Annotated in this window: 19 protein-coding genes and 1 tRNA gene; 8 read left to right on the top strand and 12 right to left on the bottom strand. The window is 36.1% G+C overall.

What is annotated here, in order from left to right:
* From JO950_RS22210 to JO950_RS05205, 5 genes are all read right to left on the bottom strand, one after another.
* Window positions 1-222 (bottom strand): hypothetical protein (locus tag JO950_RS22210; RefSeq protein WP_237732279.1); only part of this gene is annotated, 222 nt, incomplete at its 3' end.
* 5 nt (window positions 223-227) lie between these two features.
* The gene (locus JO950_RS05220) at window positions 228-1667 is read right to left on the bottom strand and encodes a hypothetical protein (protein ID WP_202701644.1); all 1440 of its coding nucleotides are present in this window, start codon (window positions 1665-1667) and stop codon (window positions 228-230) included.
* A gap of 389 nt (window positions 1668-2056) precedes the next feature.
* Window positions 2057-3061 (bottom strand): virulence RhuM family protein, encoded by a 1005-nt coding sequence (locus JO950_RS05215; protein ID WP_202701642.1) that lies wholly within the window; start codon window positions 3059-3061, stop codon window positions 2057-2059.
* 157 nt (window positions 3062-3218) lie between these two features.
* A tRNA-Ser gene (locus JO950_RS05210) sits at window positions 3219-3305 on the bottom strand.
* A 60-nt stretch (window positions 3306-3365) separates the two neighbouring features.
* Window positions 3366-4235, bottom strand: coding sequence for a LysR substrate-binding domain-containing protein (locus tag JO950_RS05205; protein WP_202701640.1), 870 nt, complete (start codon window positions 4233-4235; stop codon window positions 3366-3368).
* A 91-nt stretch (window positions 4236-4326) separates the two neighbouring features.
* Here JO950_RS05205 and JO950_RS05200 point away from each other — a divergent pair, with 91 nt between their 5' ends.
* The gene (locus JO950_RS05200; RefSeq protein ID WP_202701638.1) at window positions 4327-5559 is read left to right on the top strand and encodes an MFS transporter; all 1233 of its coding nucleotides are present in this window, start codon (window positions 4327-4329) and stop codon (window positions 5557-5559) included.
* Between the two features lie 75 nt (window positions 5560-5634).
* Here the strand turns inward: JO950_RS05200 and JO950_RS05195 are convergent, their stop codons facing one another.
* The 6 genes from JO950_RS05195 to JO950_RS05170 all read right to left on the bottom strand — a co-directional run bounded on the left by JO950_RS05195 (window position 5635) and on the right by JO950_RS05170 (window position 11967).
* Entirely contained in the window at window positions 5635-6666 is a 1032-nt protein-coding gene (locus JO950_RS05195; RefSeq protein ID WP_089076731.1) for an asparaginase, read from the bottom strand.
* A complete protein-coding gene (locus JO950_RS05190; protein ID WP_202701636.1) occupies window positions 6656-7792 on the bottom strand; it encodes a 1-acyl-sn-glycerol-3-phosphate acyltransferase in 1137 nt (378 codons plus the stop codon). The genes JO950_RS05195 and JO950_RS05190 overlap by 11 nt, the downstream gene beginning before the upstream one ends.
* Before the next feature lie 64 nt (window positions 7793-7856).
* Entirely contained in the window at window positions 7857-8636 is a 780-nt protein-coding gene (locus tag JO950_RS05185; RefSeq protein WP_202701634.1) for a TatD family hydrolase, read from the bottom strand.
* Between the two features lie 177 nt (window positions 8637-8813).
* Window positions 8814-10460: a S41 family peptidase gene (locus JO950_RS05180; RefSeq protein WP_202701632.1), complete on the bottom strand. Its 1647-nt coding sequence runs from the start codon at window positions 10458-10460 to the stop codon at window positions 8814-8816.
* Window positions 10461-10654: 194 nt separating this feature from the next.
* A complete protein-coding gene (locus tag JO950_RS05175) occupies window positions 10655-11380 on the bottom strand; it encodes a tol-pal system YbgF family protein (RefSeq protein WP_202701630.1) in 726 nt (241 codons plus the stop codon).
* A gap of 2 nt (window positions 11381-11382) precedes the next feature.
* The gene (locus JO950_RS05170) at window positions 11383-11967 is read right to left on the bottom strand and encodes an RNA polymerase sigma factor (RefSeq protein WP_202701629.1); all 585 of its coding nucleotides are present in this window, start codon (window positions 11965-11967) and stop codon (window positions 11383-11385) included.
* 148 nt (window positions 11968-12115) lie between these two features.
* Between JO950_RS05170 and JO950_RS05165 the strand changes: the two genes are divergently transcribed.
* From JO950_RS05165 to JO950_RS05140, 6 genes are all read left to right on the top strand, one after another.
* Window positions 12116-12415, top strand: coding sequence for a hypothetical protein (locus JO950_RS05165; RefSeq protein WP_202701628.1), 300 nt, complete (start codon window positions 12116-12118; stop codon window positions 12413-12415).
* A 122-nt stretch (window positions 12416-12537) separates the two neighbouring features.
* Window positions 12538-13521: a hypothetical protein gene (locus JO950_RS05160; RefSeq protein ID WP_202701627.1), complete on the top strand. Its 984-nt coding sequence runs from the start codon at window positions 12538-12540 to the stop codon at window positions 13519-13521.
* A gap of 180 nt (window positions 13522-13701) precedes the next feature.
* Window positions 13702-15654 (top strand): PKD domain-containing protein, encoded by a 1953-nt coding sequence (locus JO950_RS05155; protein ID WP_202701626.1) that lies wholly within the window; start codon window positions 13702-13704, stop codon window positions 15652-15654.
* A gap of 581 nt (window positions 15655-16235) precedes the next feature.
* The gene (locus tag JO950_RS05150; protein ID WP_202701625.1) at window positions 16236-18893 is read left to right on the top strand and encodes a CHAT domain-containing protein; all 2658 of its coding nucleotides are present in this window, start codon (window positions 16236-16238) and stop codon (window positions 18891-18893) included.
* The gene (locus JO950_RS05145) at window positions 18845-19282 is read left to right on the top strand and encodes a retropepsin-like aspartic protease (RefSeq protein WP_202701624.1); all 438 of its coding nucleotides are present in this window, start codon (window positions 18845-18847) and stop codon (window positions 19280-19282) included. Before JO950_RS05150 ends, JO950_RS05145 begins: the two co-directional genes overlap by 49 nt.
* Window positions 19283-19376: 94 nt before the next feature.
* Complete coding sequence (locus JO950_RS05140; protein ID WP_202701623.1) at window positions 19377-24572, top strand: T9SS type A sorting domain-containing protein; 5196 nt, start codon at window positions 19377-19379, stop codon at window positions 24570-24572.
* Between the two features lie 285 nt (window positions 24573-24857).
* Here JO950_RS05140 and JO950_RS05135 read toward each other — a convergent pair whose 3' ends face one another.
* Window positions 24858-25826: a C1 family peptidase gene (locus tag JO950_RS05135; RefSeq protein WP_202701622.1), complete on the bottom strand. Its 969-nt coding sequence runs from the start codon at window positions 25824-25826 to the stop codon at window positions 24858-24860.
* Between the two features lie 198 nt (window positions 25827-26024).
* Here JO950_RS05135 and JO950_RS05130 point away from each other — a divergent pair, with 198 nt between their 5' ends.
* Window positions 26025-26861: a hypothetical protein gene (locus JO950_RS05130; protein WP_202701621.1), complete on the top strand. Its 837-nt coding sequence runs from the start codon at window positions 26025-26027 to the stop codon at window positions 26859-26861.
* Window positions 26862-26991 lie beyond the last annotated feature (130 nt).

Genomic DNA, 26991 nt, shown 5'->3' with positions numbered 1-26991 from the left:
TTTTTTGCTAATAAAAAATGGTTTTTTTTCAATAAATATATTTATAACATTATTTCGAGTCTTATACGTACCTTGAAAGATCCCGATTGTTGAGTTTATAAAAAAACTTCCAGTTTCCGCATCTCCTTTTAAATAACCGTCTTCCTTAAGCAATAAAACCTGTAGCTTATCAATCAAATTTTGAATGGATCTATTATAAACTAATGAAATTACACTATTCATATAATTTAATTTAAATCACTAACATCAAGTGCTTCTCCTACCACTTCTCCTAATGTGTCATCAACTTTCTCCGCTTGTTCTTTCAATATCCTTTTTGCTTTTTTATCTAAAATTCTAGCAATTTTAGACAAGCCAGGAATATTTTCAAGTTTTCCAACAGCATCAGACAAACTAGCGCTTTTGTCTAACGCATCCATTAATGGATGATCTGATTTATTATAATCTGAGATTAATTTTCCTGGATTTTCAGAACTAACACTTAATATATTATACAATAATTTTATTTTTAGATCAGTGTGAACATCTTCTTCTTCAATATTATTTATTTGATGAGAAAGGCCTTCAAACGTCTTACTTAAAACTTCTTTATGAGTATACTCTTCAATTAATCTTTTTGAGAGATTAAGCTTTTTATTTGATGAGTACGCAATCCATAAAATCGGAATGTACATCGGAATAATTGCTAAAACAAATCTGGGGCTATAATCAATTACTTGAATTAAGGTTTTGCCTTGATATATAAAGAATACACTTAGTATAAAAGGAATTAATGACATTCCTATTAAACCAAATGCCGCATATTGAAAGTTTTTAGCAAATTTTTTGCTATCATCAACTTCACTTTCTTTTTTTTCAGAATATGCATAAGATAACCCCGTGGTCATTGCGTTTGGTAATAATTTATTAATTTTATCTAAAACAGAATCATAATCATTATCCCACTTCTCCATTTTTTCTTTATAGTTGCTTTCTTTTTCTAAGACAAATGAATTATAGTTACTTAATGTATCTTCTTTTAATTTTGTAAAATCTTTTTCCAGACTAATTAAATTATCTTCTAAATTATCATAAGTACTCTCAAGCTGATCTTTTAGCCCTTCAACTGCAATTTCTACTTCTGCTCCCTCATCATTAAACTCTGTTTCGGTATAACCAAATAGTTCTCTATGTAAATTATCAATTTTCCTTTTTTTTGACTGAATAGATTTCTGTAAAACTTCAATTTTACCGTAAATCTCGTTACTTTTTTCAAAATGATCTTCGAATGTCTCTAACTTCTCAACAAATGAATTATTGTTTTCAAAATTTTCTTCTAAAGTCGAAAGATGTTCCTCAATAACACTTGACCTAGATTCAATATCTGTATAAAATTCACTTATTTTTTGCGTATTCTTTTCGCATTCTTCTTTAAGCAATACTATTTCGGACGAAAAACCTTTTATTTCTTCTAATTTAACTAATGAAATTTCAGCATTTTTGATAGATTGATCTTTAGCATCATTACTTCTGTTCCTATATTCAGAAGCTTTTTTAGAGGATTGTTTAGCCTCTTTCTCATAATCAGATGTTTTTTTGCTGATCTCTTCTTCTAATTGTGTTAATCTCTCCCAAAGTTTCAATCTCTCAGCGTTTAAATACTCTATCTCACTCTCATTTTTAGCCATAAATTTTAATTTTGATTTTCTAATATTAGTGGACTTAATTTTCTTTAAATCAAAATATCTATTCGCAAATCGATTTTTCTAACTAACTTCAATTAAAAAATAGTATAACAGTCATCTTAAGATAGATACTAATCGAAATAAAATATTTGATTGCGTACCAATATATAACCTTCAAACAAACTTTGACCAAGTATATACCCCTGTTTTAAAAAAGCATATAATAAAAAAATGCAATTTCATTTTCACGAAATTGCGTTTCTTAATTCTTTTTGCAGAAAGGAAGGGATTCGAACCCTCAGTACAGTTACCCCTATACTAGCTTTCCAGGTTAGCTCCTTCAACCACTCGAACACCTCGATTTTAACTCTAAAGCTTCTTTCGCAATAAAATTAGTTTGATTTGTTTTTAAGCTTGCTTTCTAATTGCTTTAATTCTTCAAGATCTTGTTTATCTGCTTCCTCAGCTTCCAACTGTCTACGATGTTTATTGAATGTTTCATAAATCGCATCTACTTTTTCCTCCATTTGCAAATGCGTTATTTTCCCTTTATGACTTAAAACTTCTTTATCATTAAATTCTATAATTCGATCAACATTTGTTTTCCAAAAGCCCATTGTAATATCTTGTCTGTTTTTTGCTCTCAATTCAGCAGTTTCAAGAAATACCACTACAAAACGATTCAGTGTGTCTATCTCATCAACAGTAAGATAATTTTTTGCAATGTAGATATCCTGTTTACGCACAATACTTCCTTTCCAGTTCGTAAGTGCCATATTTGGAGCATCAGCATTGGCACGCGAAACAATTATTTCGGCAGCTGTTTTTCCTGTAATAGCGTAAAGCAATTTATTTTGAGTGTCGGCAAAAAACATTTGAGTCGCCTTGTCTGTAGTATCATAATCACTACTCAATGTAAATAAATCTCGAACTTTTTGATAAAATCTCTTTTCAGAAGTCCGAATATCCCTAATTCGCTCGAGTAATTCATCAAAATAATCCGTCCTTCCGTTTGGGTTTTTAAGGCGTTCATCATCTATGACAAAACCCTTAATCATGTATTCCTGAAGGTTTTGGTTTGCCCATTGTCTAAACTGCGTTCCTCTTTTGCTTCGTACCCTAAAACCAATAGCCAAAATCATGGCCAAAGAATAAAAGATAACATTGTATTGCTTACCATCAGAGGCAGTTGTCAAGTAATCCTTGACAACTGATTTTTTCTCTAACTCCTTCTCTTTTAAGATATTTACAACATGTAAACTTATATTTTGCTTGGAGGTATCAAAAAGTTCTGCCAATTGAGTTTGATTCATCCAAACATCTCCATCTTTTACAAGAAGAACTACATTAGATTTTCCGTCAACAGTATTGTAAAAAATTAATTGCTGCTTTTCCATTTAAAAAAGGTGTTTTTATATTCAACGGCGCACAAAAGAAACCAAAGTTTTTTTTAATCCTCAGCTATTTTGATGTTGATTTGATAATTGGAGAAAGTTAATAAAAAACCCCGAAACAAAAGTTTCGGGGTTTGGTATTCTTTACGTTAAAAATTTGCAGAAAGGAAGGGATTCGAACCCTCGATACAGTTACCCATATACTAGCTTTCCAGGCTAGCTCCTTCAACCACTCGGACACCTTTCTAAATTGGTCTGCAAATAACATAAAAAAAAATGACTTAGAAAAACAAAATCGGATATTAGTTTACATACTTTTTCGAAATTCTTCCATAAACAGTTTTACGGCCTTTTTTTGGTAGCCTCCAAGGGTCAGCATAAACGATTCTCTTTTTGTGGGAACTCCTGTAATCTGAATGGCTTTGAGGTCGTCCCAGCCTTTTAGGGCTTTCTCGGCAACTATAGTAGCCCAGTCACTGTCCTGCACCATTTGCAGCAGGGCGTGAATGGAGTTTAGTTCGATCGAAATCTTGGGTCTCATTTTGTTTTTAGCAAATAGTTCTTCCACAAATTCTCTCGAATTCGACCCTTTTCCCGGCAAAACAAGCGGAATTTCTTCTATTTTCTTAAATGCAATTTTGTCTAAAGCCGCTAAAGAATGTGTTTTCGAAACTACCAATACCATTTGTGACGTAAACAAAGGAACTTTCTCAACGGGAATATTTATTTCATGTGACGAAATCACTAGAACCAGGTCTAATTCGTTCGTTAATAATTTTTGTTCTAAAGCTTCTGTCGTGCCGTATTCGACGACAATTTTCAGATTGGGATATTGTTTGGCAAACGTATTGATAACCGGCAAAATTAAAAGTCCGAAGATATAGGTTACGCCAATTCGCAGTTCACCGCCAATCATTTCGTTTAAATCTTCGATAGCCTGTTTTCCGTTTTCTACATTCTCAATAACTTTTTTGGCGTGAATCAGGAAAACAGCACCAGCCTCAGTAAGCTGTACTTTTTTACCGATCCTTTTAAACAAAGGCATTTCGAGTTCTTCTTCGAGTTTCTTTATTTGCTGTGATAAGCCCGATTGGGTTACAAAACACAATTCGGCCGCTTTGGTAAAATGAAGTACCTCAGTGGTTTTTATAAAATATTCCAATTGATAAATTTCCATAATGATAAGTTTTACTACTTATTATAAGTAAAATTATTAATTTTTCTAATGAAATCATAATCCCGAACTTTGTAAAAAAATATCAGGCATTATGTTTAAAGCGTTAAAATCTAAAAACTTCAAGTTGTTCTTTTACGGACAATCTGTTTCTGTAATTGGAACCTGGCTTCAAAAAACAGCTGTAAGCTGGATGATTTACAGTGTTACGGGTTCGGTTTTCTTACTGGGATTAGCGACATTTTTAAGCATGATCCCGTCCTTGTTCCTGGCTCCCTTGGCCGGAAGTATTATTGGCCGTTACGACAGACACCGCGCTATGATTCTATTGCAATCTTTGGCGATGCTTCAGGCAGGTGCTTTGGCCCTGTTAATTTATCTAAAAATATACAACATCAACTTTATTCTGGCCTTGAGTTTAATTCAGGGAATCATCAATTCTTTTGACATGACTTGCCGACAAACGATGATGATTGATATTGTTGACAATAAAGAGGACTTACCCAATGCAGTCGCCTTAAACTCTACGCTGAATAATTTTGCCCGAATTGCCGGACCTGCCTTAGCCGGAATTATTCTGCACAATTATGGTGAGGACATTTGTTTTATTGGTAACTTCTTAAGCTACATTCCGGTTCTGATTTCTTTATTGATGATGAAAATCACACCGCATATTAAAGCCACCGAAAAAATGAGAATGGTAGACGACTTTCTTGAAGGTCTGGATTATATTAAAAAAGAAAGTGAGATGGCCAAAATGCTACTGATGTTAATGTGCAGCAGCTTGTTTGTGATTTCGTTCAATACTTTAATGCCTGTTTTTGCCAAGGATCTTTTTAGCGGAAACGCGCAGACTTTCAGTTGGTTTGAAAGTGCTGCCGGAATTGGTTCAATACTGTCTGCCATTTATCTGGCCAATCTTAAAAAAGCAGACAATATGGGTAAAATAATGATCGCTGCGAGCTTATTATTAGGTTTTAGCATTATCGTACTGGCCTATTCCAATAGTCTCACTGTGGCGCTTATTTGCATGGCTCTGAGCGGCCTGGGAATGATGGCACAAACTTCCTCTATAAATATTTACGTTCAGACACAAAGTCCTGTGCACCTGCGTTCGAGAAGTATTAGTTACTATCTGATGGCGTATCAGGGAATGATTCCTGTGGGAAGTCTGATTATCGGATATGTTTCGCACATTATCGGAACCCGAGAAACTGTTGCCATTCAGGGTGTTGTGTGTATTATTTCGGTAATTGTTTATGTGTACTACAAAAAACAAAGTTCTGAAGAAGAGTTTGGAACTTGTGAGGTTCGCTACAAAAATTGATAAGCTCCAAATTCCAAAATGAAGATATAATCAGCAAACGATTGGAATCTGGAATTTATAATTTGGATTTTTATCTTATAGCGAAATCTCCCCGCGTAAAGCTGTTTCGAAAATTGCCTTAAATTCAGTTTGCGGAATATTTTGTCCCAGCAGATACATTAATTTTGTTATGGCTGCTTCCGTGGTAATGTCCTTTCCGGAGATAACTCCAAGAGATTTTAAAGCGGTACTGGTTTCGTATTGTCCCATATTGACGCTTCCACCTGAACATTGAGTCACGTTAACAATGTGTAATCCGGACTGAATTGCTTTCTCAATCAAATCCAAAAACCAGTCTTCTGTTGGCGCATTACCGGAACCGTAGGTTTCCAAAACGATTCCCTTTAGATCTTTAATCGCCAGAATTGAAGCTAAAACCACTTCACTCATTCCAGGGAACATTTTGATGATTGCAACATGATTGTCCATTTCTTTATGAACGATTAGTTTCGCGTCTGTCTTTACAGGAAGAAATAAATGTGTGTTCAACTTTAAATGAACTCCTGACTCTACTAATTCCGGATAGTTTGGTGCTGTAAATGCTCTGAAATGTTCTGCATTTACTTTTGAAGTTCGGTTACCGCGGTACAGTTTATATTCAAAATACAAACAAACCTCCGTGATTACCGGTTTTCCGTTTTCCTGCAATGAAGCAATCTGAATGGCTGTAATCAGGTTTTCTTTAGCATCGGTACGCAAGTCTCCTATCGGAAGCTGGGAACCTGTAAACACTACTGGTTTTGCCAAATTCTCCAACATAAAACTCAATGCCGAAGCAGAATACGACATGGTATCTGAACCATGAAGTACTACAAACCCGTCGTAAGCAATATAATTTTCCTCAATAATAGCGGCAATTTTCGTCCACTCTTGAGGATTCATATTCGAGGAATCAATCGGCTCTTCAAACGAAACCGTTTCAATATCGCAGTCCAATTGTTTGATTTCAGGTATCTTTTGTAATAATTTACCAAAGTTGAACGCTTTGAGCGCGCCTGTCTCAAAATCTTTACTCATACCGATAGTTCCACCGGTATAGATTAGTAGTATTTTTGGTTTAGATGACATCCTGATATTTTAATTTATTAACAACCGGATTAGCGTACATGGCCAAAAATCCTTGTCTTGTTACTGGGTTATCACTTCCGATACGCATTTCTAAACGACGCTCGAACAACGATTTTTCGCTTTCTTTGTACAGATGAGCAAACTTATTGGTCTCGTTTAAAATATCGTAAGCAATAAAATTAGTTGGCCATAATTGATAATTTTTCAAAACCGAATCGTCAATAACCTGAGCCAAAGCCTGTACTTGTTTGTTGGCATTGTCATTCTCTGCTGTAATCTGATCGATTTCTGTATCTAAAACATCTCCAACCGAAATGTGTATTCTTTTTTTAGTTCCCATGATACCACTCAGGATATTCATGAAATCTTCGTTTTTGTCTTTAACATAAACCTCATTATTGGCTTCGGCCATTAACTGTGGCATCTTCAGAACATCTGTTGGATCGTATTCGTATGAAATGGACACGGGAACAATTTTTAATTTCTTAAAATAATCCATTAGATTAGGCTCATCAGATCCCATTCCGATCATTTTTAAAACTCCCGGATTGGTTTCATCGTTTCCGTCTTTGGTACGGCCTTCTCTCTGTGCAATCCAAACCGAACGATTCTCACGAAGTAATAATTGTCCGATATATTCCGATAATAACTTAGAACTCTGCAACATTTCTCTTGGCGATAAACCTCTTAGAACCAAAAAGTTTCGATTTAGTTTTGCCAAAGTACTCAGGAATGCTTTTTTAACCAGATTGTCTCCAATGGCAGAGGCCGTCATGACTAATCCGTGCTCAAAAAGACAAACATTTAATAAAGTAGTGTCTAATAATATATCTCTGTGATTAGAGATGAATAAGTAAGAGGTGTTTTTTTCCAGTTTTTCAAATCCTGAAGTAGTAAGACCTTCAGAACTTTTCTCTAAAACTTTTTGTATGGTGTTATAAATAAAGTTGCATTGAAAATCACGAATAGAATGTGTCTTTTTTAGCTGCTCTTTCCAAACCTCATCTGCTACTTCCGGAAAAGTAAAGTTCATCATGGTTTTCATCATTGGATGATTGACTACATCATGAAGTGCTTCATTTATTTCAGAATCATAAAACGGTCGAATGGCATCAAATCTCTGCATTATTTATATTGGTATTAAGTGGGCAAAAGAACAAAAAAAAAATTAAACTATTGTAAGGTACGGGTTAAATCCCAAAAACGTCTTTAGAATTCTGAGTGGTTCGCTCTGCAATTTCTGCCTCAGAAACATCATATATATCGGCTAATTTGGCGATAACATTTACCAGATAACTGCTTTCATTTCGCTTTCCACGGTATGGAATTGGAGCTAAATAAGGCGAATCGGTTTCCAGAACGATGTGTTTTAAATCGATCTGATTTAGAAACTGATCGATTTTTCCGTTCTTGAAAGTTACCACTCCACCAATTCCCAGCTTCATATTGTAAGACAGCGCCTGAAGTGCCTGCTCGTATGTACCTGAAAAGCAATGAAAAATTCCAAATAAATCCGCTGATTTTTCCTCTTCCAGTACTTCAAAAATTTCATCAAAAGCCTCACGACAGTGAATTACAATAGGTAATTTGTATTGTTTTGCCAGTTGAATTTGTCTTTTAAAAGCAATTTGCTGCTCTTTTAGATGCGTTTTATCCCAGTACAAATCGATTCCGATTTCACCCACAGCGTAAAACTTTCGTTTGGCCAGCTCCGTTTCTACATGTTTTAACTCTTCTTCGTAATTGTCTTTCACATAGGTCGGATGCAACCCCATCATTAAATATACATAATCCGGATAATTTTGTTCCAGATCGTACATCGACTGTGTGGCAGCGGCATCAATCGCAGGAATAAAAAAACGGGTTACTCCGGCATTTATAGCTCTCTGCATCATCTCGTCGCGGTCCTGATCAAATTCTTCAGAATATAAATGGGTATGCGTATCGGTAATTATGGGCTTCAAATTCAATTGTTATAATTTTTAATGGCCCAAAATTACGATAATATTAAAAACTTTCCCAATTTGAATAAAATGAGGAAAAATGGCACGCGGATTTTTACGGATTCACTTCGCGAAAACGCGGATAAAAACGGATTTTTTCTAAAAGTAAACCCGACAGGTTTTGAATAATTATAAAATAGTTAGTTATTTCCCTGTTTTAACAAACAGTAATGCGCGATCCAAAACTTCGTCTTTACCTTCCTGAATTCCTTTGATGGTTGGTTTGACTTCAATGTCCGGAACAATCCCAATTCTCTGGGTTTCACGTCGATCCGTATAATAAACCCCAATTCCGGTATATCGGGTATGAAATCCTTTAAATTCAAGATCAAATACATTCCCATCTGTTCCTGCGGTCTGGCTTCCGATTATGATGGTATTCCCTGCGGCTTGAAAACACATTGCTGTCCATTCAGATTGACTCATAGATTGCTCATTAAGCAACACTACAACTTTCCCTTTATAATTATCTTTATTTTCAAATCCGCACTTTATCCCTTCTTTCCATGTATAACGTCCCGGATAATTTAAATAGGGCATGGTGTAATCGCAGAATTTTTTTTCCGCAGGATTCAAAAAATTGGCGATTAATTCATACGTTTCATTGGGATAATTTCGCATATCAAAAACAATTGCCTGTGTAGATTTCAGAGCTTCAATCATATCCGGAATATGTCTATTCTTTATTACGCCCATATCGACATAACCGATATTATTGTCTAACAGTTTAAACTTCTCTTTCTTTTTAATAGCTCCCTTTTTAAATTCATTTCGATGAGAATCATGGTAATTAAACCAAATCATTGATTTTGTTTCGTACTGGCCGTCTTTTAAAAATTCTACCTCAACATTTTCATCGTAACTTTTCAAAATAGGCAACGTAACTTTATCTAAAAACTTAGCCTCGTTAGAAGCACTGATTAAGTCCTGATTCTCCTGAATTAACTCTTTTATCGTTTTACCCTTTATTTTTGTAATTACATCTCCGATTTTTATATTGTCTGCCTGAGCCAGACTATCCCCTAATATCTCTGTAACAACCAGCTTTTCTTCGATTATTCTACCCGTTGCAGGAAAGTAAACCGGTCTTTTCCCGACAACTTCCGGTCCGTACGTTGTTGTTTCGACATGACTATCATTGAGCTTGGCTGTCAGTTTTTTAAGTGCTATGTAAAATTCATTTCCTTTTGTAGCCTCAAGCACAAGTGGCAGTACCTGCTGTAAACTCAGATCCCACTTTTGATCCATTACATATTTATAGGGAAAATAATATTCTATCACATTCCAATAGGCAAACAACATTAGTATTCGAGAACTTTTATTGGTGTAATCCAGATCGAAATAGTTTTTCAGATATTTAAAACTATCAAAATTATAATCAAATTCCTCATTGCTTTGAAATCTGTTATTTTCGATAAACTTCAATTTTTTGGAAAGTTTTTTAGAAAACAGCTTATTATTAAACCAGCTTAAGTCAAAATTTTTATCGAAGAATTCAACCTCTTTTGGGATTACAATTGGCGCAACCATTTTAACTTCTCCTAAATCATCAATCCAGTTTTCGAGAATTAGTGAAAACTCTTCTTTAGTTTGCGCTTTTTCTATTAATGGTAATTTTTCTAAAAGCTGACTATCCCAATTCACTTGTCCACTGCCAATTTTTGGGTGATAATATTTTAAGAATCCCCAAACTTTGCAGGTCGCAGTAAGTTTTTCGGTTTCTGTGATTTTGGCAGAGCCAAAGATCGTTTGAGTGCATACAATAAGTAGAACTAAAGTAATTTTGTTCATGTAAATAACTGGTTAGGTTGAAATTGTTTTTTGGTAAATTTTTCTGAAAAAAAAAATCAGCCGAATGTAAAACTAAAAATCCGGATTTGTTTACGACTTTACGTAAAAAACCTTTTTTATATAAATAAACCGGACAGGTTTTAAAAGCCTGTCCGGTTTGAAAGTATAATAATTTTCCCCTTTTAAGTAAACAATCAATCTAACTCGTCCAGCAACTCCTGAACATCATCGTAGTTTTCATAATCCTGCGAAATGGTCTGCAGGATTTCTCTGCAGGCATTGTAATCTTTCTGTTTTAATTTGGACAGTGCCAGACTCCATTTGGCTTTTTCTTTGTAAGCTGAAGAACCTGATTTTAGTTCATTAAAAACTGCTTCTGCTTCTTTATAATCACTTTCTTCCAGTAAAGAAACCCCATAAAAATATTGTATTTCAGGTGTTTTATTCTCTTTTAAAATTTCTTCAAAAAACGGAATTGCCAGTTCATAATTCTTTTCGTTGAATGCTTTTTCTGCTTGTTTTAACGTTTCATCCGCATCCCCACGTTCGACAAAAGAAGCGGTTTCGGGATGATTAAAATCTTCAAAATCAGGATTCTGATTGTAATCAAAAAAGAACAATCCGAATAAAATAACGATCGATGCCGCTGCTGCAAAATACCAAGGGCGCATCTGAACCACTTTAGGTTTATTTGTATTGAAATGTTTCTCTGAAATCTCCGTCAGATTTGCCGTAAAGGCTTCTCTCTCTCTTTCGTGTTCAAATTTACTTTTGAGCTGCAACTGCACTTCTTTGAAAGTTTCAAAGGCTGAAGCCAGTTCATGATCCTCAGACAATTGTTTCTCAAAACTATCTTTTTCCTCAACAGTCATTTCTCCCTGAAGATATTGATCGAATAATATGTAACGTTCTTCGTTCATGACTAATTATTTTTTAACGATTTAAAATTCCCGGCTTCCTGAATCCACTGTGTCAATTGCCCTACGCACAACGATTTTTTCTTACGAACATACCCATAAGTCACATTGAGTTTCGCTGCAACTTCTTCCATGGTTTTGGTGGTGAAACTTAGTTTTAACAACTCCTGACATTTGTCTCCCAATTTTTGAAACATGACATCAAAGAGCTGTTGTCTTTCATCAAATTCTTCGGTTTGACCAATTAATTCAAGAGCAGATTCATTCATAGATACTGCATCCTCATTAATTGTTACCCCTTTATTGGATGTTTTTTTAAGTTCGTTAAGCCATTTCCTTTTGCACAATAAAAAAAAGTAAGCGTCAAAAGGACAAGTCAATTGCAATGTCTTCGCTTTGGCCTGATTAAAAAGTAAAATCATGACTTCCTGAACCACATCCTGAGCATGTTCCTTATCTCCGGAATTGTTCATGACAAACATGACCACCTTGGGAACGAATTTTTTGTAAATGCTTTGAATGACTGCAGAGTTATTTGCAGCAATGCCTTCAATATACATTTGATCGGGATGAATTTTACTCTTAACCATAAAGAATCATTTTGTAGCTAATTTAAAAAACAATTGGAAATAAATTTCATGTCATAAGGTAACAATTAACAAATCAAGTTGATGTAATAGTAAAGAGCTCCTAAAATAGTCTCAGAGAAGAATCTAAAAACCATCAAAAATCAGGAAAATGGAAACCTATCAATTTATAAACGAAAAGAGTTTGGATCAATTTCATCAGATGATTTCTGCCAAAACACGAAATGGATTTGTGGTTGTGGAGCATAATGAAAAGCTTCCATATGTGGTTTTATCCAAAAAACCAAAAGCAATCAATCATCCGCTGCACCTCTTTCTGACCTGTATCACATTCGGACTCTGGATTACAGTATGGATCTATTTTACAATAACGCTTTCACGAAAGACAAGCATTCTTGTTGCTGTAGATGAAGACGGCAATTTATTTGAAGACAGGTGTCTTTCAGAATAAACTCAGAAAAAACAAAAACAGGGGTAACAATATCAAACCCAAATTGATATACCAATACAATTAACAACCGAAATCTGAAAACCACCTGATCATCAGGACAGATTTATAAAAAACTAGAAATCATGAACACACATTTTAAAAAAATCGGACTTTTATTTTTACTGGCAATGAGTTTTGTAAGCTGCGACAATAGTGACGGCGACGATGCTCTTATTTTACCACCCTCGGCTACTGCTTTTAAAAGCATAAGTGAACAAGGGGTGAAAAAAAACACACAAAACTTTACCATTACTGCCGGAACCGGCGTGGTAACAGTAACTTCGGCCAAAGGAGTAAAACTAAGCATCAACGGGGATTGTCTTACCAAAAATGGAGTTGCGGTAACGGGGGCAGTTGCAATTGAGTACATTGAACTTTTTGACAAAGGAACGATGTTGGTTACCAACAAACCTACTATGGGGGTTATGCCTGACGGAAAGAAAAATCTATTGATTTCCGGTGGAGAGTTTTTCATCAGAGCTACTCAGGGTGGCGTTGAACTTAAAAGTTCCTGTTCTATGAATTTAATTGTGCCTGCGGCTTTAACAGATGGTGTCGACAATGCTATGACTTTATGGGTCGGTAAGATGGATGAGAAAGGGGAACTGGCATGGGAACAGCCTAAACCAAATGCTGACGGAACCGGAGGTAAAGGCGGCGTTCAGGGTGAAGGAACCAATTACTTTGTGACTTTTGGCAATTTTGGATGGACAAATGTTGACCGTTTTTACAGTGACCCAAGACCGAAGACTACTCTTTTGGTTGATGCTCCTGATGGTTATGACAATAACAACAGTGCGGTTTATTTGTCTTATGATGGTGAAGGCACTAATGCGCTTGCAAAATTAGACACTTATACTCCTGCCGGATTGTTTAGCGAGCACTACGGACAAATTCCAATTGGCTTAAAATGTCATGTGATTTTTGTAACCGAAGACAATGGCCAATGGCGATATGCGATTAAAGCAGTAACTGTTGCTGCAAATGATGTGTACACCTTTACACTCGGGGAGACAACAGTGGGAACTGAAGCACAATTGGTAGCCGCAATCAATGCTATTCAGTAAGTTACAAAATACTTTTTAAGAAAAAGTGATGATTTGCTCATCACTTTTTTTTACATTTAATCCAGTTTTCAAATCAATTCTGATGCTTTTCAGAAGCTAATCCTGCTGTCCGCTGTATCTTTTGTCCCGAACCCCGTGACAAAAGGATGCCGCTCCCATCAGGGCTAAAAACCTCTAGTTATGAAACCACTATCGTCTATTTTATTGATGCTATTTTCTATTCTTGCAATGGGACAAACGAAGGTAAAAGACACCATAACCCGAAGGGCCAATATTGTTTTCATTCAGAATGGAAATGCGGTTACTTATAAACCCGAAACTCCGCCTTTGATTCCCATTGCCGGTGCTCCAAAACCCAGTTATTCTTATTTGTGGGAACTCGGTGACGGACATTACAGCAAGGAAGCCGAACCCAAACATGTCTACAAAAACAAAGGAACCTATACTACCAGACTTGCCGTAACCAACAATTACGACAATGGAAAACCTCCGGCAACACGTCCGAAAAAAGTAGCCGTAAATGACCTTACCGACACCAATTATAAAGACATTGCTTCTATAGCCGATCAAAACGGATTCGCTATTTTAAAAAACTGTGACCCGATTCCGGAACAGCAAATGGTAGTCGTAGTGAGTTATCAGAATCTGGAGAATTATGTCTCCAGCGGAAAACTGTATTTGTTTTATAACGAGAAGCAATTTAAGAATAATAATTTCGAACTGGTTGATTACAGAACCTACGCCAGCGAACGTGAAGTAAAGGAAAAAACCGTTGCCTCTGTAGGAGATCTGGACGATTCTAAAAATTATACTGCTTCTGCTGAAAACACTTTTAAACCCAAAAAATACAGAAATACAACCAGCGAAGAAGACCTGGATGCTTCCTTACTCGACGCCCATAAAACCTATCATAATGTTTCGGTTTTAGAGTTTGACGATGCCAATCCCAATGAAACCCGAAATGTTTTTTATACTTTTAAAACGACTCCCGAAATGATCAAAGATACTAGTGCAACGGTTACCATGCGCGGTATTTTTGTTCCGAACCGAAGTTATAAAAATCATAAAATCAAGAATCTGGAAATGGAAATCGTAACGTCTCACGATCCTAACAAAATGGGATCCAACGGGCGTTTTATGAATTACAGACTGGTTCGTTTTAAAAGAGTAAATTTTAAAACACGTTTTCAAAACAACGGTGAAGGCCCTGCCCGAATGATTAGACTTGAAACGGATATTCCGGATATGTTCGACAAAAAAACCTTCCAGATTGAAGACCTATACCCCAAATGCCCCATCTGTCCAAAAAATGAAGTTCCAACAACAAGCTGCCTGGATACCATTATCAAAAAGAATCAAATCTTTTTTACCTTCAAAAACATTTACTTACCCGGAAGCGAACAGAAAAATGTACATGAAAAAGACAGTACAAAGGGTTTTGTAAAGTATTCGATGAAGTTTGGTGAGGACTTTCATAAAGTAAAAACCCGAAGCCGAACTGCTATTATTTTTGATAAAAACGAGCCCATCATTACCAACTACGCCACAACCCGATTCCTTCCCGGAATTTCAATTGGAGCGAAGGCAGGTTATAATTTGTATCCTGATCTGCAAAAATCGACGAGTTATTTTGTTGGGGCGACCATTTCGCCTTTTAAATCGTATCGTTTTTATTGGCAGGCAGAATGGATTAACGCCCTGAACAAATACGAAAGCGGCCGAACAGTGATCGATCAGACTGTGGCTGGTGCCAATGGCGTGAAGCAATTGCAACGTACCACCACGATAACCGAAAACAAAAATGTAAACTGGGAAATCCCGGTTTTGATTCGGTATAACCTTAACAATTATATCGGAGTGGGAGCTGGAATCCAGGCCAATTTTGATGTTTCATCAGAACAGAATCAAACGAAAAAAGTGGAAAACTTTGAAGGTGGAAATGATCAGTTTCTAATCAGTACCCGATCGGAATCCAATTCGATAAAGAACGGTTTTGGGAATTTAAAAACGGGGGTTCTATTCGATTTAACAGTCGGGTTTGCCAGAATCGGACCGAGTTTTGGGGCACGTTATGTGATTAATTTTGAACAGAATTTCAACTATTTTCAGTTTTATGGAATCTGGAAGTTTTAGGAGTTATGCCACGGAGGTACACAGAGGATTGTCACAGAGGATTGTCACAGAGATACACTAAGTTTTTTTTCCACGAATCCACAAATTTTCACAAATACACAACGTATCAAAGGGAGTAACAAATAAAAAATCGTGTGAATTCGTGGCTAACCTTCTTTGCGAATCTCTGAGAAAATTTTGTGAAACAAAAAAGCTATCAAAAATATGGAATCTGGAAATTTTAAATGTTTTTTGTTCGTCACTGAATGTCACCCTGAGCGAAGTCGAAGGCTTCCTGACAATAAAGGTCTTCGACTTCGCTCAGACGGACACTCGTAATACTACATCGCTTACATATTTTAATTTTCCTTTTTTTAAATTTGAATATTTTAGGAGTTATGCCACGGAGATGCACAGAGAATTTTCACGGAGACACACTGAGTTTTTTTTGCCACGAATTCACGAATTTTTACAAACACATAAAGCATCAAAGAAAGTAACAAATAAAAAATCTTGAGAATTTGTGAATTCGTGGCAAACCTTCTTTGTGAATTTCTGAGAAAAGACCAGAATTCGTGAATTCGTGGCGAAAATTTTAAACAATGATAAAACGATACTGCTACATATTTTTCTTCTCAACTCTTTTTCTGTTTGGACAGAATCAGGAAGATCAAATATATACGGCAATTGACTCTTTTATTGCCAATCCTTCCCCCAAAACGTTACAAGATCTCACTAATACAGAATCTGTGTTCTGGAAAAATCCGAAGTCCAAAACCAAAGACGAATTACTGGCTATTGTGGTTTTAAACTGCAATAAAGCGTATTATGAAAATCAATTTGGGAAAGCTGAAAAGGCCGTTGCGAGTTATGAAAAAGCCTGGCAGATTTATCAGAAAAACAAACTTTCAGATTACGATATTATCGAATACTGCCTGAAACCCTTAGGCAATTTATATACCGTTTTGGGCGATTACGACAGCGCAGAAAACACCATAAAACAGTATTTCTTTATTGTCAACACTACTCCTAATTATCCGGATGCCCAAAAGCAAAAATTTGCTGCAATTCTAAATTTATCCAATGTATATCAGAGCTCGGGCAAATTCAATCCGGCCATTGATTTATTGGAACAAATCCTAAAAACGGAGAAACTGTCTAATACTCAGAAAGGAATCGCACTAAATAATCTGGGTAATAATTACTTGCTAAGTTTCACTGGAGATTTAATGCGTCCTGAACTGTATCAGAAAATTGAAAACACTTTTGAGTCGTCTGTAAATTATTTGAAAAGCGAGAAAAATCAATCTGAGACTTTGTCTAATTCTTACCGGAATCTGGCGATGCTAAATCGGCAAAGACATCAATTTGAAGCTTCCAATTCTTATTTAGCGAAAGCAGAAAAGCTTCTACTGCAAACACCTCATGTACAAACCCGAAAAATAGCAAAGCTGTACTATGAAAAAGCCTTATTGCTTTTTGATGAAGGAAAATATGCTGAAAGCACGAAACAGCTTAAAGCCGTTTTTAAACTTTTAATCGCAAATTATACGCCACAGGATGTTCTTCCAAATCAAAATCAATTGTATGCCGAAACGGTTTTAATCGATGCCCTCGATTTACAGGCTCAGCTTTTCCTGAGTCAAAATCAGCTTAAAAAAGCATTAGAATCTTACGAACTTTCGCTTCATATCGAAGAAATATTGATGAACACTACTCTTTACGAAAACTCCAGGATAATCAACCAGATTCGTTCCCGAAATCGTACCGAAAAATGCCTTTTGATTTATGATCGTTTGTTTCAAAAAGAAAACAAAACGGAATATCTGGAAAAGGCTTTTCAATTGGCCGAAAAAACAAAATCCGGGGTTTTAAAAAGTTATCAATCGAATATCAAAAAGGCAACAACAGAGGAGAAATCACTTTTACAGCAGCTTCAAAATTTAAACAATGTTATTGTAAAAGAACAGCAAAAGGGCAGTCTGGCCAATATTGCAACCATCAACAGAGCAATCCAAAAACAGAACGAAGTGATGCTCTCTCTAAAGCAAATTCAATCTAAAAACCCGGATTTACTTCCTGAAATCACTGACCTAAAAACCTTATTTTCGAAATTGGAAAAAGACAAAGCGGTTATGGTTTACTACTTTATGGGAGCAGAAAATTTGTATTATTTCACCTTGCAGAACAGCCGAATCAGTCTCAATCGTCTCTACACGGCACATACAGCCATGCTGAATATTGTAAAATTTATAAACTATTTTAATACCTCAGCTGCTATTACAAACGATATTTCGGGATACAGCTACTATGGTAAAAAAGTATATGATTTATTGCAAATGCCGCGAAATACTATTTACCAAAACCTCATCATTGTTCCCGATGGCATTTTAAACTTCTTACCTTTTGAGGCTTTGATTACAAATGACTCAAAAACCACCAATTTTGCCAAGATGTATTATTTACTGAATGATTTCAGGATTACTTATGCTACTTCAGCAAACCTGTATCTTAACCCTAAGCCCGTTTCAAATTCAGAAAATACTATTTTGGGCGTTTTCCCGGTTTTCGAAAATACTTCTTTTGAATTGGATTACTCTAAAAAGGAACTAGAGGCCATTAGAAGTAATTTTAAAGGAAAATATCTGGAAAATTCAAAAGCTACTTTCTCTAATTTCAAGAATGATGCAAACCATTATTCGATTTTACATTTGAGCACTCACGCTTCTTCGGGTGATATTGAAACTCCTGCGAGCATTAAATTTTACGATCAGGAAATTTTATATTCTGAATTATACCATCTGAATGTCAATCCTGATTTAGTAGTTTTGAGCGCCTGCGAAACCGGAATCGGTAAATTGTACAAAGGCGAAGGTGCCATGAGCGTGGCCAGAGGATTTCAATTTGCAGGAGCTCAGAATTTATTGTTTTCGTTATGGAAAGTGAATGATTACACGACCTCTGTTTTTATGACTGATTTTTATGAAAACATCAAAAAAGGGCAATCCTATGCGGAGGCCAATACGAATGCAAAACGTGCTTTTTTAGAGGACAAGTCCATTTCGAATGCTAAAAAATCTCCGTATTACTGGAGTTCATTTGTATACTATGGTGCTATCCAAACAGAGAAACAACCGACAAATTATATCTTTTATATCATTAGTTTATTGGGGGTAATTGGTTTATTTTTGGTTTTCAATCACAATCGAAAATGGAAAATCTTCACGAGGTTCTCAAAAAAGAGAAATACAGAAAAATAAAATTCAAGGTCACCAAAACGCAGCATTTATCGATTAAGGCAAAAATCAACGGTGTTTCGGGAAATTTTATTTTAGATACCGGTGCCTCTAATTCCTGTGTAGGATTTGAAAGTATTGAACGTTTTGAACTGACGGCAAAAAAGTCTAAAACTAAAGCTTCGGGTGCCGGAGGAACGGGAATGTTAACCCAAATTTCAAAGCACAATCGCCTACAGCTTGGAAGTTGGAAAAACCACGATTTTAGTCTGGTAATTTTTGATCTCTCCCATGTCAATGAAGCTCTGGAATCTTACAAAGCAAAACCGGTTCATGGCATTATTGGTGCCGATGTTCTGCTTGAAGGTAAAGCAATTATCGATTATTACAATCATTATTTGTACTTGAAATAATCGATTACAAATTTTAAATTCCAAATCTCAACACTAGAGTTTTAGTACGTTTTTTTGTATATATTTGTTTGCCTATTTTAACAAACCGATACGTATGAAAAAAACTCTACTTTTTTTTATTTTACTGTTTTCTAATTATTTTTATGCTCAGGTCAGTGAAATCGAGCATTGTTACGGGGATACTTCCTTTAATTTAACTACTCAAAAAACACTTTTAATTGGTAATTTAAACCCTGCCGAAACAACGGTTAGTTATCATTTAAGCCTTGCAGATGCAACTGACAACTTAAATACTATTGCAAATCCGGCAAATTATACCAGTGCAGAAAGTTCCAGAACTATTTACGCCAGAATAGATAACAATGGAAGTGTAACGACTAATTACTTTAATATAAAAGTATATGATCAGATAAACTTTACTCCTCTTACAACAGCTATCAGCTGTTTCGGACAAAATAATGGCATCATAACTATCTTGCCATCAGGAGGTAAAGCACCTTACACTTATAGTCTGGATAGAGGTCCTTTTACGGTTTATACTGGTAATCCTGTAGGTACCTTTACCAATTTGTCACCTGGCCCTCATACGATAACCCTAAAAGATGCCTTAGGCTGTACTTCGATGACTCAAGTTGTTCAGATCACAGAACCTCCCCTCTTAACGGCTGAAGCAAAAGTTGAATATGTAAATTGTGTTCCAAGAATAGTCATTTCAGGAAGTGGGGGGAATTCTAATTATGAATATTCACATTTTGGAGTTACTTATACGCAAAACAATGCTGTTATCAATCCAAGCCCCGGAAATCAGACTGTATATGTTCGGGATGGTAATGGCTGTGTCGCTTCAAAAACAATAGTGGTAGAATCTTTAAAACCATTGTCATGGTTGGTTAACTACAGGACAGGCGTTACATGTTCGGGAGGAAACGACGGTACTTTTCAAGTTACCGGGACAGGGGGAAAAGCTCCTTACCTATATTCTATTGGAAATGAGTTTACAACGATGGATGTTTTCAAAAATTTAAGCGTTGGAAACTATACGGTAAAAATAAAGGATGCAACCGGATGTACTATCTTTTTTAGTTTAACTATGCCTCTTATTAATCCTGCTATAACTATAAACCCAATTATAACAAATGACAGCAATGCTACGAATGAGGGAAAAATAAATCTAATGGTTTCCGGTGGTGCTGCCCCATATAACTATTCCCTTAAAGACAGCAATGGAAAACTAATTCCTTCTAAGACGACTAATCCGTTTACAGGTTTAGCAGCCGGATCGTATGAAGCAATTGTAACAGACAGTCGTGGGTGTATTCTTTCACAAAAAGGAATTAATATCCTTAATGAACCTACACCGCTTACTACGACAGCAGCAGTAACTCCAATTACGTGCGTCATTACTACCGGAACGATTACTATTACTCCAAATGGTGGAACTTTTCCTTATCAATATTCAATGGATAATGGAAATACTTATAGTAATTCTAATGTATTCTCTAATTTAAATGCGGGGACTTACAATTTAAAAGTTCTTGATGCACAAAATGCTTTAGTTTCCGCAACTGCCACTATAAATCCAATAAAAATACCCGAAATAACGACAACACAACAAAGAATATTGTGTCATGGAGACTCTAATGGTTCAATTACGGGAATGACAAATAACGGAAAATCGCCTGTTTTTTATTCCATAAACGGAGGACCTTATACTTCTTATAGCGTATTTGAAAATTTGGCCGCAGGGAATTACACTTTATCTGCAAAAGATGCTAACGGCTGTATTGTTTCGACAACAGTACTATTAGAAGATCCTGCTCCGATAACTGCCGAAATTACCTATTTTTACAGAACTGTAACCGTTAATGCAAGCGGAGGTTATGGAAAATATCAATACGCCCTTGATGGAGGTAGTTATCAGGATTCGAGAATTTTTGGAATGGTAACTTATGGTAATCACACTATTTCTATAAAAGACCCTAATAAATGTACGGTAAGTATTCCTATAACAGTAGTAGAGCCTACCCCGCTTGTTTCTTCTTATGTGGTCGACAAAGGTACCGTTACCATTACTACCAGTGGGGGTATCACACCTTATAATTATATGCTTCAGAAGTCTTCGGGATTTCCATTAACTACAACTCAGTCAAATGTATTTACAAACCTGATCAATGGTTCCTACGACATAATCGTATCAGACGCAAAAGGCGGCCAAGTTCTATTCTCAAATATCATTATTTCCGAATCGATTCCATTTACGGCAAGCGCTACTTCGACTCTTATAACCTGTACGGATTCAAAAGCTACTTTAACGGTAACACCAAACGGAGGCTCAGCTCCTTATCAGTATTCCATGTCTAATCCGGAGAAGTTTATAGATTCAAATGTCTTTTCTAATTTAAATGCCGGGAGCTATGGCGTAACGGTTCGGGATTCAAATGGTTCCAGGACTAGCGCTCTGATTACTATATCTGGTGCAAAACCAGTATTGGTTTCAGCTGAAATTGTCTCACAAATAAGTTGTAATAGTTCTGCTGATGGTATAATAAAAGCAAATGTAACTCAGGGACAGTCCCCTTATACCTACGCTCTTGACAACGGCCCATTTCAGACTAGTGATACTTTTAAAAATGTTCACTCGGGAACTCACACCATAAAGGTTTTAGACAAAAATGGCTGCCAGGCTATTGTATCTGTCACATTATCAGAACCTACTTTAATACAAACAACACTTGCTGTTAATGGTAACTCGATTACTGCATTGGCAACAGGTGGAACACCGCCTTACAGGTACTCTTTAGAAAGTAATAATGTAGTTGTGGTAGATCCTCAGAACTCTAATACTTTTAATAATCTGCCTGCACGAATTTATAAGGTTCGAACTATCGATGCAAACGGCTGTTATTTTCAATCAGATTATTTAGAAATTTCTCCGTCACCTGTTCTTTCCGCTTCAGCTGAAATAACTCCTATGGACTGTAATAATTCTAACGGAACAATTATTGTTACTGCAACCGGAGGAACGCCACCTTATGAATATTCCATAGACAACGGGAATAGTTATACTTCTTCAAATGTTTTTAGTAATCTTATTGCAGGAAGTTATCTCATAAAAGTTAAAGATTCACAAGCTACTACAGCTTCTATAACTGCTGTTATAAGTCCTGCAAACCCTTTAACTGCTACAGCTGCCATTACCAAAACAATAGACTGCCTTAGTAATGGCACTATAGATGTTATCGCTTCAGGTGGTAACGGATCTTATCAATATTCGATAGACAATGGAGTTACCTATACTTCCAATCCCGTTTTTACTAATTTAATTGCAGGTACTTATTCTATTCTGGTAAAAGATACTTTAAATTGTACTGCACTTGTAAATGCTATAACGCTGGAACAGCCTGTTCCTTTAACAGCGACTGTCGCTCATACGCCCATTACAAATTGCTATTCCCTTGTAAGTGATGTAGTTATTAATGCCGTTGGCGGTACAGTTCCGTATCAATATTCCTTAAACGGTCTTCCTTTTCAATCTAGTTCTTTCTATACGGGTGTAAATCCAGGAAATTATATTCTGGAAGTCAGAGATGCAAATGGATGCAGCTTTAGTACCGTATTCACTATAGAAGCACCGGTTTCTTTCGTGGCAAATGTAGCCATTAATCAGGCTCAAAATTGTAATGATTTTGATATTGCAACCATTACAGCAATCGGAGGACAACCGCCTTACACCTATTCTTTTAACGAATCTAATACATTTTTAGCATCGAATACTTTCACTTTAACTCCCGGGACATATACCTTAAAGGCCAAAGACAGCAATGGCTGTATCGCAGCAGTAAACGCTACGATAGCCCCCCGTACTACTCCTGATAGTACATTAATCATTATAAATGCAACAACTGCAACCAGTAACGACGGAGCTCTAATCGTAAATGCGACTGGAGGTACAGCTCCTTATACTTACACCCTTTTGAACAGCAATAATACAATCATAGTTCCGGCGCAAAGCGCAAATACCTTTAATAATCTTGCTCCCGGAACTTATAGTGTGATTGTTAAAGATGCTAAAGGCTGTTCTTCGTTACAAAATCAGGTAACCATTTCGGCTCCTTATCCGCTTTTAGCTGTGGCTACTGTTATTCAGCCAGGTTGTAATAATCCAATGGGAACAATAACCGTAACGGCATCGGGAGGTGTCTTTCCTTATCAATATTCAATGGATAATGGTGTAACTTATAACCTCTCCAATACTTTTACAGTTTCTCCGGGCAGCTATAGCATAAAAGTGCGTGATGCTAATAATGCTATCTATACTTTTGTAACAACGATTGTAGCTCCAAATCCATTACATCTTACTGCAGTAGTTACTTCCTCAGTATCCTGCGTTTCAAACGGAGCAATCATGGCAAATGCTATAGGTGGACAAGCACCATATACATATTCCATAAATGGAAGTCCTTACCAGACAAGCAATAACTTTATGAATTTAAATGCGGGTGTTTACGCCATAACTGTAAGAGATACTAATAATTGTACAGAAACAATCAATTTAATACTGCAAGCACCAATTCCTATAGCGATTTCGGCAACAATCGACAATCAAAATATAACTGTTACCGCAACCGGTGGCACTGCACCGTATCAATATTCATTAGATTTAAACACTTTTCAGTCAAGCAACACTTTTACAGTTTTCAACTACGGGATGTATCAGGTGTCTGCAAGAGACGCTATGGGATGTATTGCATTAATTCATGTTACCATAGATCCTCCTGCACCTTTAATAGGCGGAAAAAAAACAATAACAATCGATTTTAAACCAGGCCAAACTTTAGGAGATCTTGTTATTGAAGGTCAGAACATAAAATGGTACAGCACTAAAGGCCTTTCAACAGGTAAAACAAGTAAAACTTCAGAAACTCCTTTGCCACCGAACACTATTTTAGTGGACGGCGTTACGTATTATGCCTCTCAAACCATAGACGGAATCGAAAGTACGGAACGTCTTGCCGTTACGGCAAAAGTAAACGGATCGCTTGCGACACCTGATTTTGTGCTGCAGGATTTCAGATTTTATCCAAATCCAGTTCAACACAACTTATCGATACAGAACCCTTCGGTTATTGATGAAATTGAATTAATCTCGGTTTCCGGAAAGACTATTTTAACGAAGAGCATAAACCATACACAATCTGAAATTGATTTATCCAATGTGGCTACAGGATTTTATTTCCTTAAAGTAAAAGCTGAAGGACAAATCAAAACCATTAAAATAGTGAAGAAATAAAACCACCAAAAGCTCATCACTTTCTATAAAACAAAAGGAGACTGTCTGATTTAGACCGTCTCCTTTTTTAATTGAGTTATCCCATTAAGTGCAATTCAAAAAAAATAATATTCAACACATAGAAACATAGTCATTTCGCCTAAAAAGAATACTACAGAGAAATATTTTTCTCTCACATAGCTGATGTATTTTTAAAAATTAGTGAAGCGCCTTTTTGAGACAACTACATCTATGTTCCTATGTGTTTAAATCGATTACAACCAATGGCTTGAATTAATTGTACCGTTAAGAATTCGCTCCGGGATTTGGAATAATACATCCTGCCCAATTGAAAGCACCGTTAGCAATATTGTTGTACGTTACATAAAAGAACCCGCTGCGTCCCCAACCTGCTCCCCAGGAATTTTGTACTTTAAAAAGTCCGGTAGCATCGTCATATCCTATGATACAAACACAGTGACCTCCTTGTCTGCTGCCGTAAAGACTGGACCAAACATGGTTGTTATTACGGATATCATAAAAACTCTGATTGACATCAAAACACACTGCAACAGCATAATTTTGATTCAGATAATACTTGATATCAGCTGTACTTCTTGGATTCACATTAAACCATCCTCCCGTTTTTCTGGCGGCAGCCCACGTTTTTTGCTGAGCTGAAGGCTGAGTATTACATCCTCCGGCAATGTAAGGCATTTGAGCCTCTGAACATTCTCCCTGATTTTTGATCAAATTCATGGCATCATTCGGGTAAGAACCTGCTCCGCAATTCCCCAGTTTTATCTGATTGTAAATATAAGCCGCACTTCTTGAAGCCCCGCTCCAATTGCTTTGATGTACTGAATTATTAAGGTACCGGGCAATACTGTGTGCCGCATAACCCACTCCCCAGCCTACGCAGGAACCTTCGCTTCCCTGATCTCCAACCGGTGGAGTCGGTAAGTTTTTTGCGGCCGCAACTTTAGCCGTCAAAGACATTTTTTGCGTGCTTGTCACTAAATCTGGTCGTAACTCCGCAATTCTCGCACGATAATCAACGGGAGTTAAAAATTCAATACTTTTTAAATAGGCATCCGGCATCTGAGCAAGTCCGTATCTTCCTTTGTCTAAAAGATCGACATTACCGTCCATTAATTTGTCCTGAGCAACGGCATCAGCCTGGTCATTTCCTTTCTCACAAGAGTATAAGGCAAGCAATGCCAGCAGTACAAGTGCCAGTTTTTTAATCGAAAATTTGGTAAATAGTTTTTTCATAATTCTTTTGGGTTTTGTTGTTAATTTTTAATTTGTTAAATTATTTAACGAATTTATTATTAATTTTAGCAGAACATTAACACTAAAAAGATCACAACAATAACTTATCTTACACACAAATCTATAATCAGGATTTAATTAACAGGAATTGTATTTAATTATCGTCAAAACGAACGTCAATTATTAAAAAATTCGCCTATGGAAATCATAATAGAAAAATTAATAAAGGGCATACAATCACATCCAATCATACAAAACAGTACGCTCTCTGGTGTTACAGATTGGAAAAGAGCGCACTACATTATCCTTTCGGAAATAATCTCTGATGTTTTAGAGAAATCGGAATTTATGCAGGGCTCCAAAAGAAATGAGCTTGGATGTTCGATCTCGAGCATGACCTTGCAAAGGATTTTCACCAATGACTCTTCTAAAACCAAAAACTCTGATTTGCGGTTTTTAAAGAGTCTGGACAAACTGGCTATTTTTATCGGCTATCCTTCTTTAAACCATTTTCTGAACGATGAAGCGACAGACGCTGTAAAAACTTTACAGTCTGAAAATAAAATGGAATCGGGTGCCTTTTTTGAAAAACTGATTAGCGATTATTGTCAGGAAGAGTTTAATTCTTTACAAAAATTACCAGTCGTTAGTATGGAGGGATTATGCGATTTTGTATTCAAAGAAGGACCTTTTGCAAAAAGGATCAAGGATCTTTTTGAAAATTATTCGACTTTAAAATATCATTTAAACTGTGAAGATAATCGGTCTAATTTTGAGCTTTATGATTTTAAGATTTCAAGTCTGGAAGAAAATATCGCAATTCTTACGGTGAAGGAGTTTTGGAATCTGGAATGGAAAAACGAAAATGACGTTACTACAATTGTACTGAATAAGGTGAACAGACAGACTTATTTCATTAAAAAAAGAGACGATGTCTGGAAAATATGGGACAACTACAACCCCGATTATAACGAGATCTCAACTAAAATACACTCGGCTATAGAAAACCAGCACATCAAAAAAGTTCTTATTTAAACCGTTGGGGCTAACTTTTTTTAACACATAGAAACATAGCTTTTTTTAATTGAAAACTAGGCATTTCACTTCAAATAAAACTTCCCGATGCATCGGAATGAAAGAAATGTATTTCTTTTAAGTATTCTTT

It is taken from the genome of Flavobacterium sp. UGB4466 (assembly GCF_903469665.1).
GTDB lineage: Bacteria > Bacteroidota > Bacteroidia > Flavobacteriales > Flavobacteriaceae > Flavobacterium > Flavobacterium lipolyticum.
Note: the sequence above shows the minus strand (reverse complement) of the source record. Positions and strands in the feature narration are given on the sequence as shown.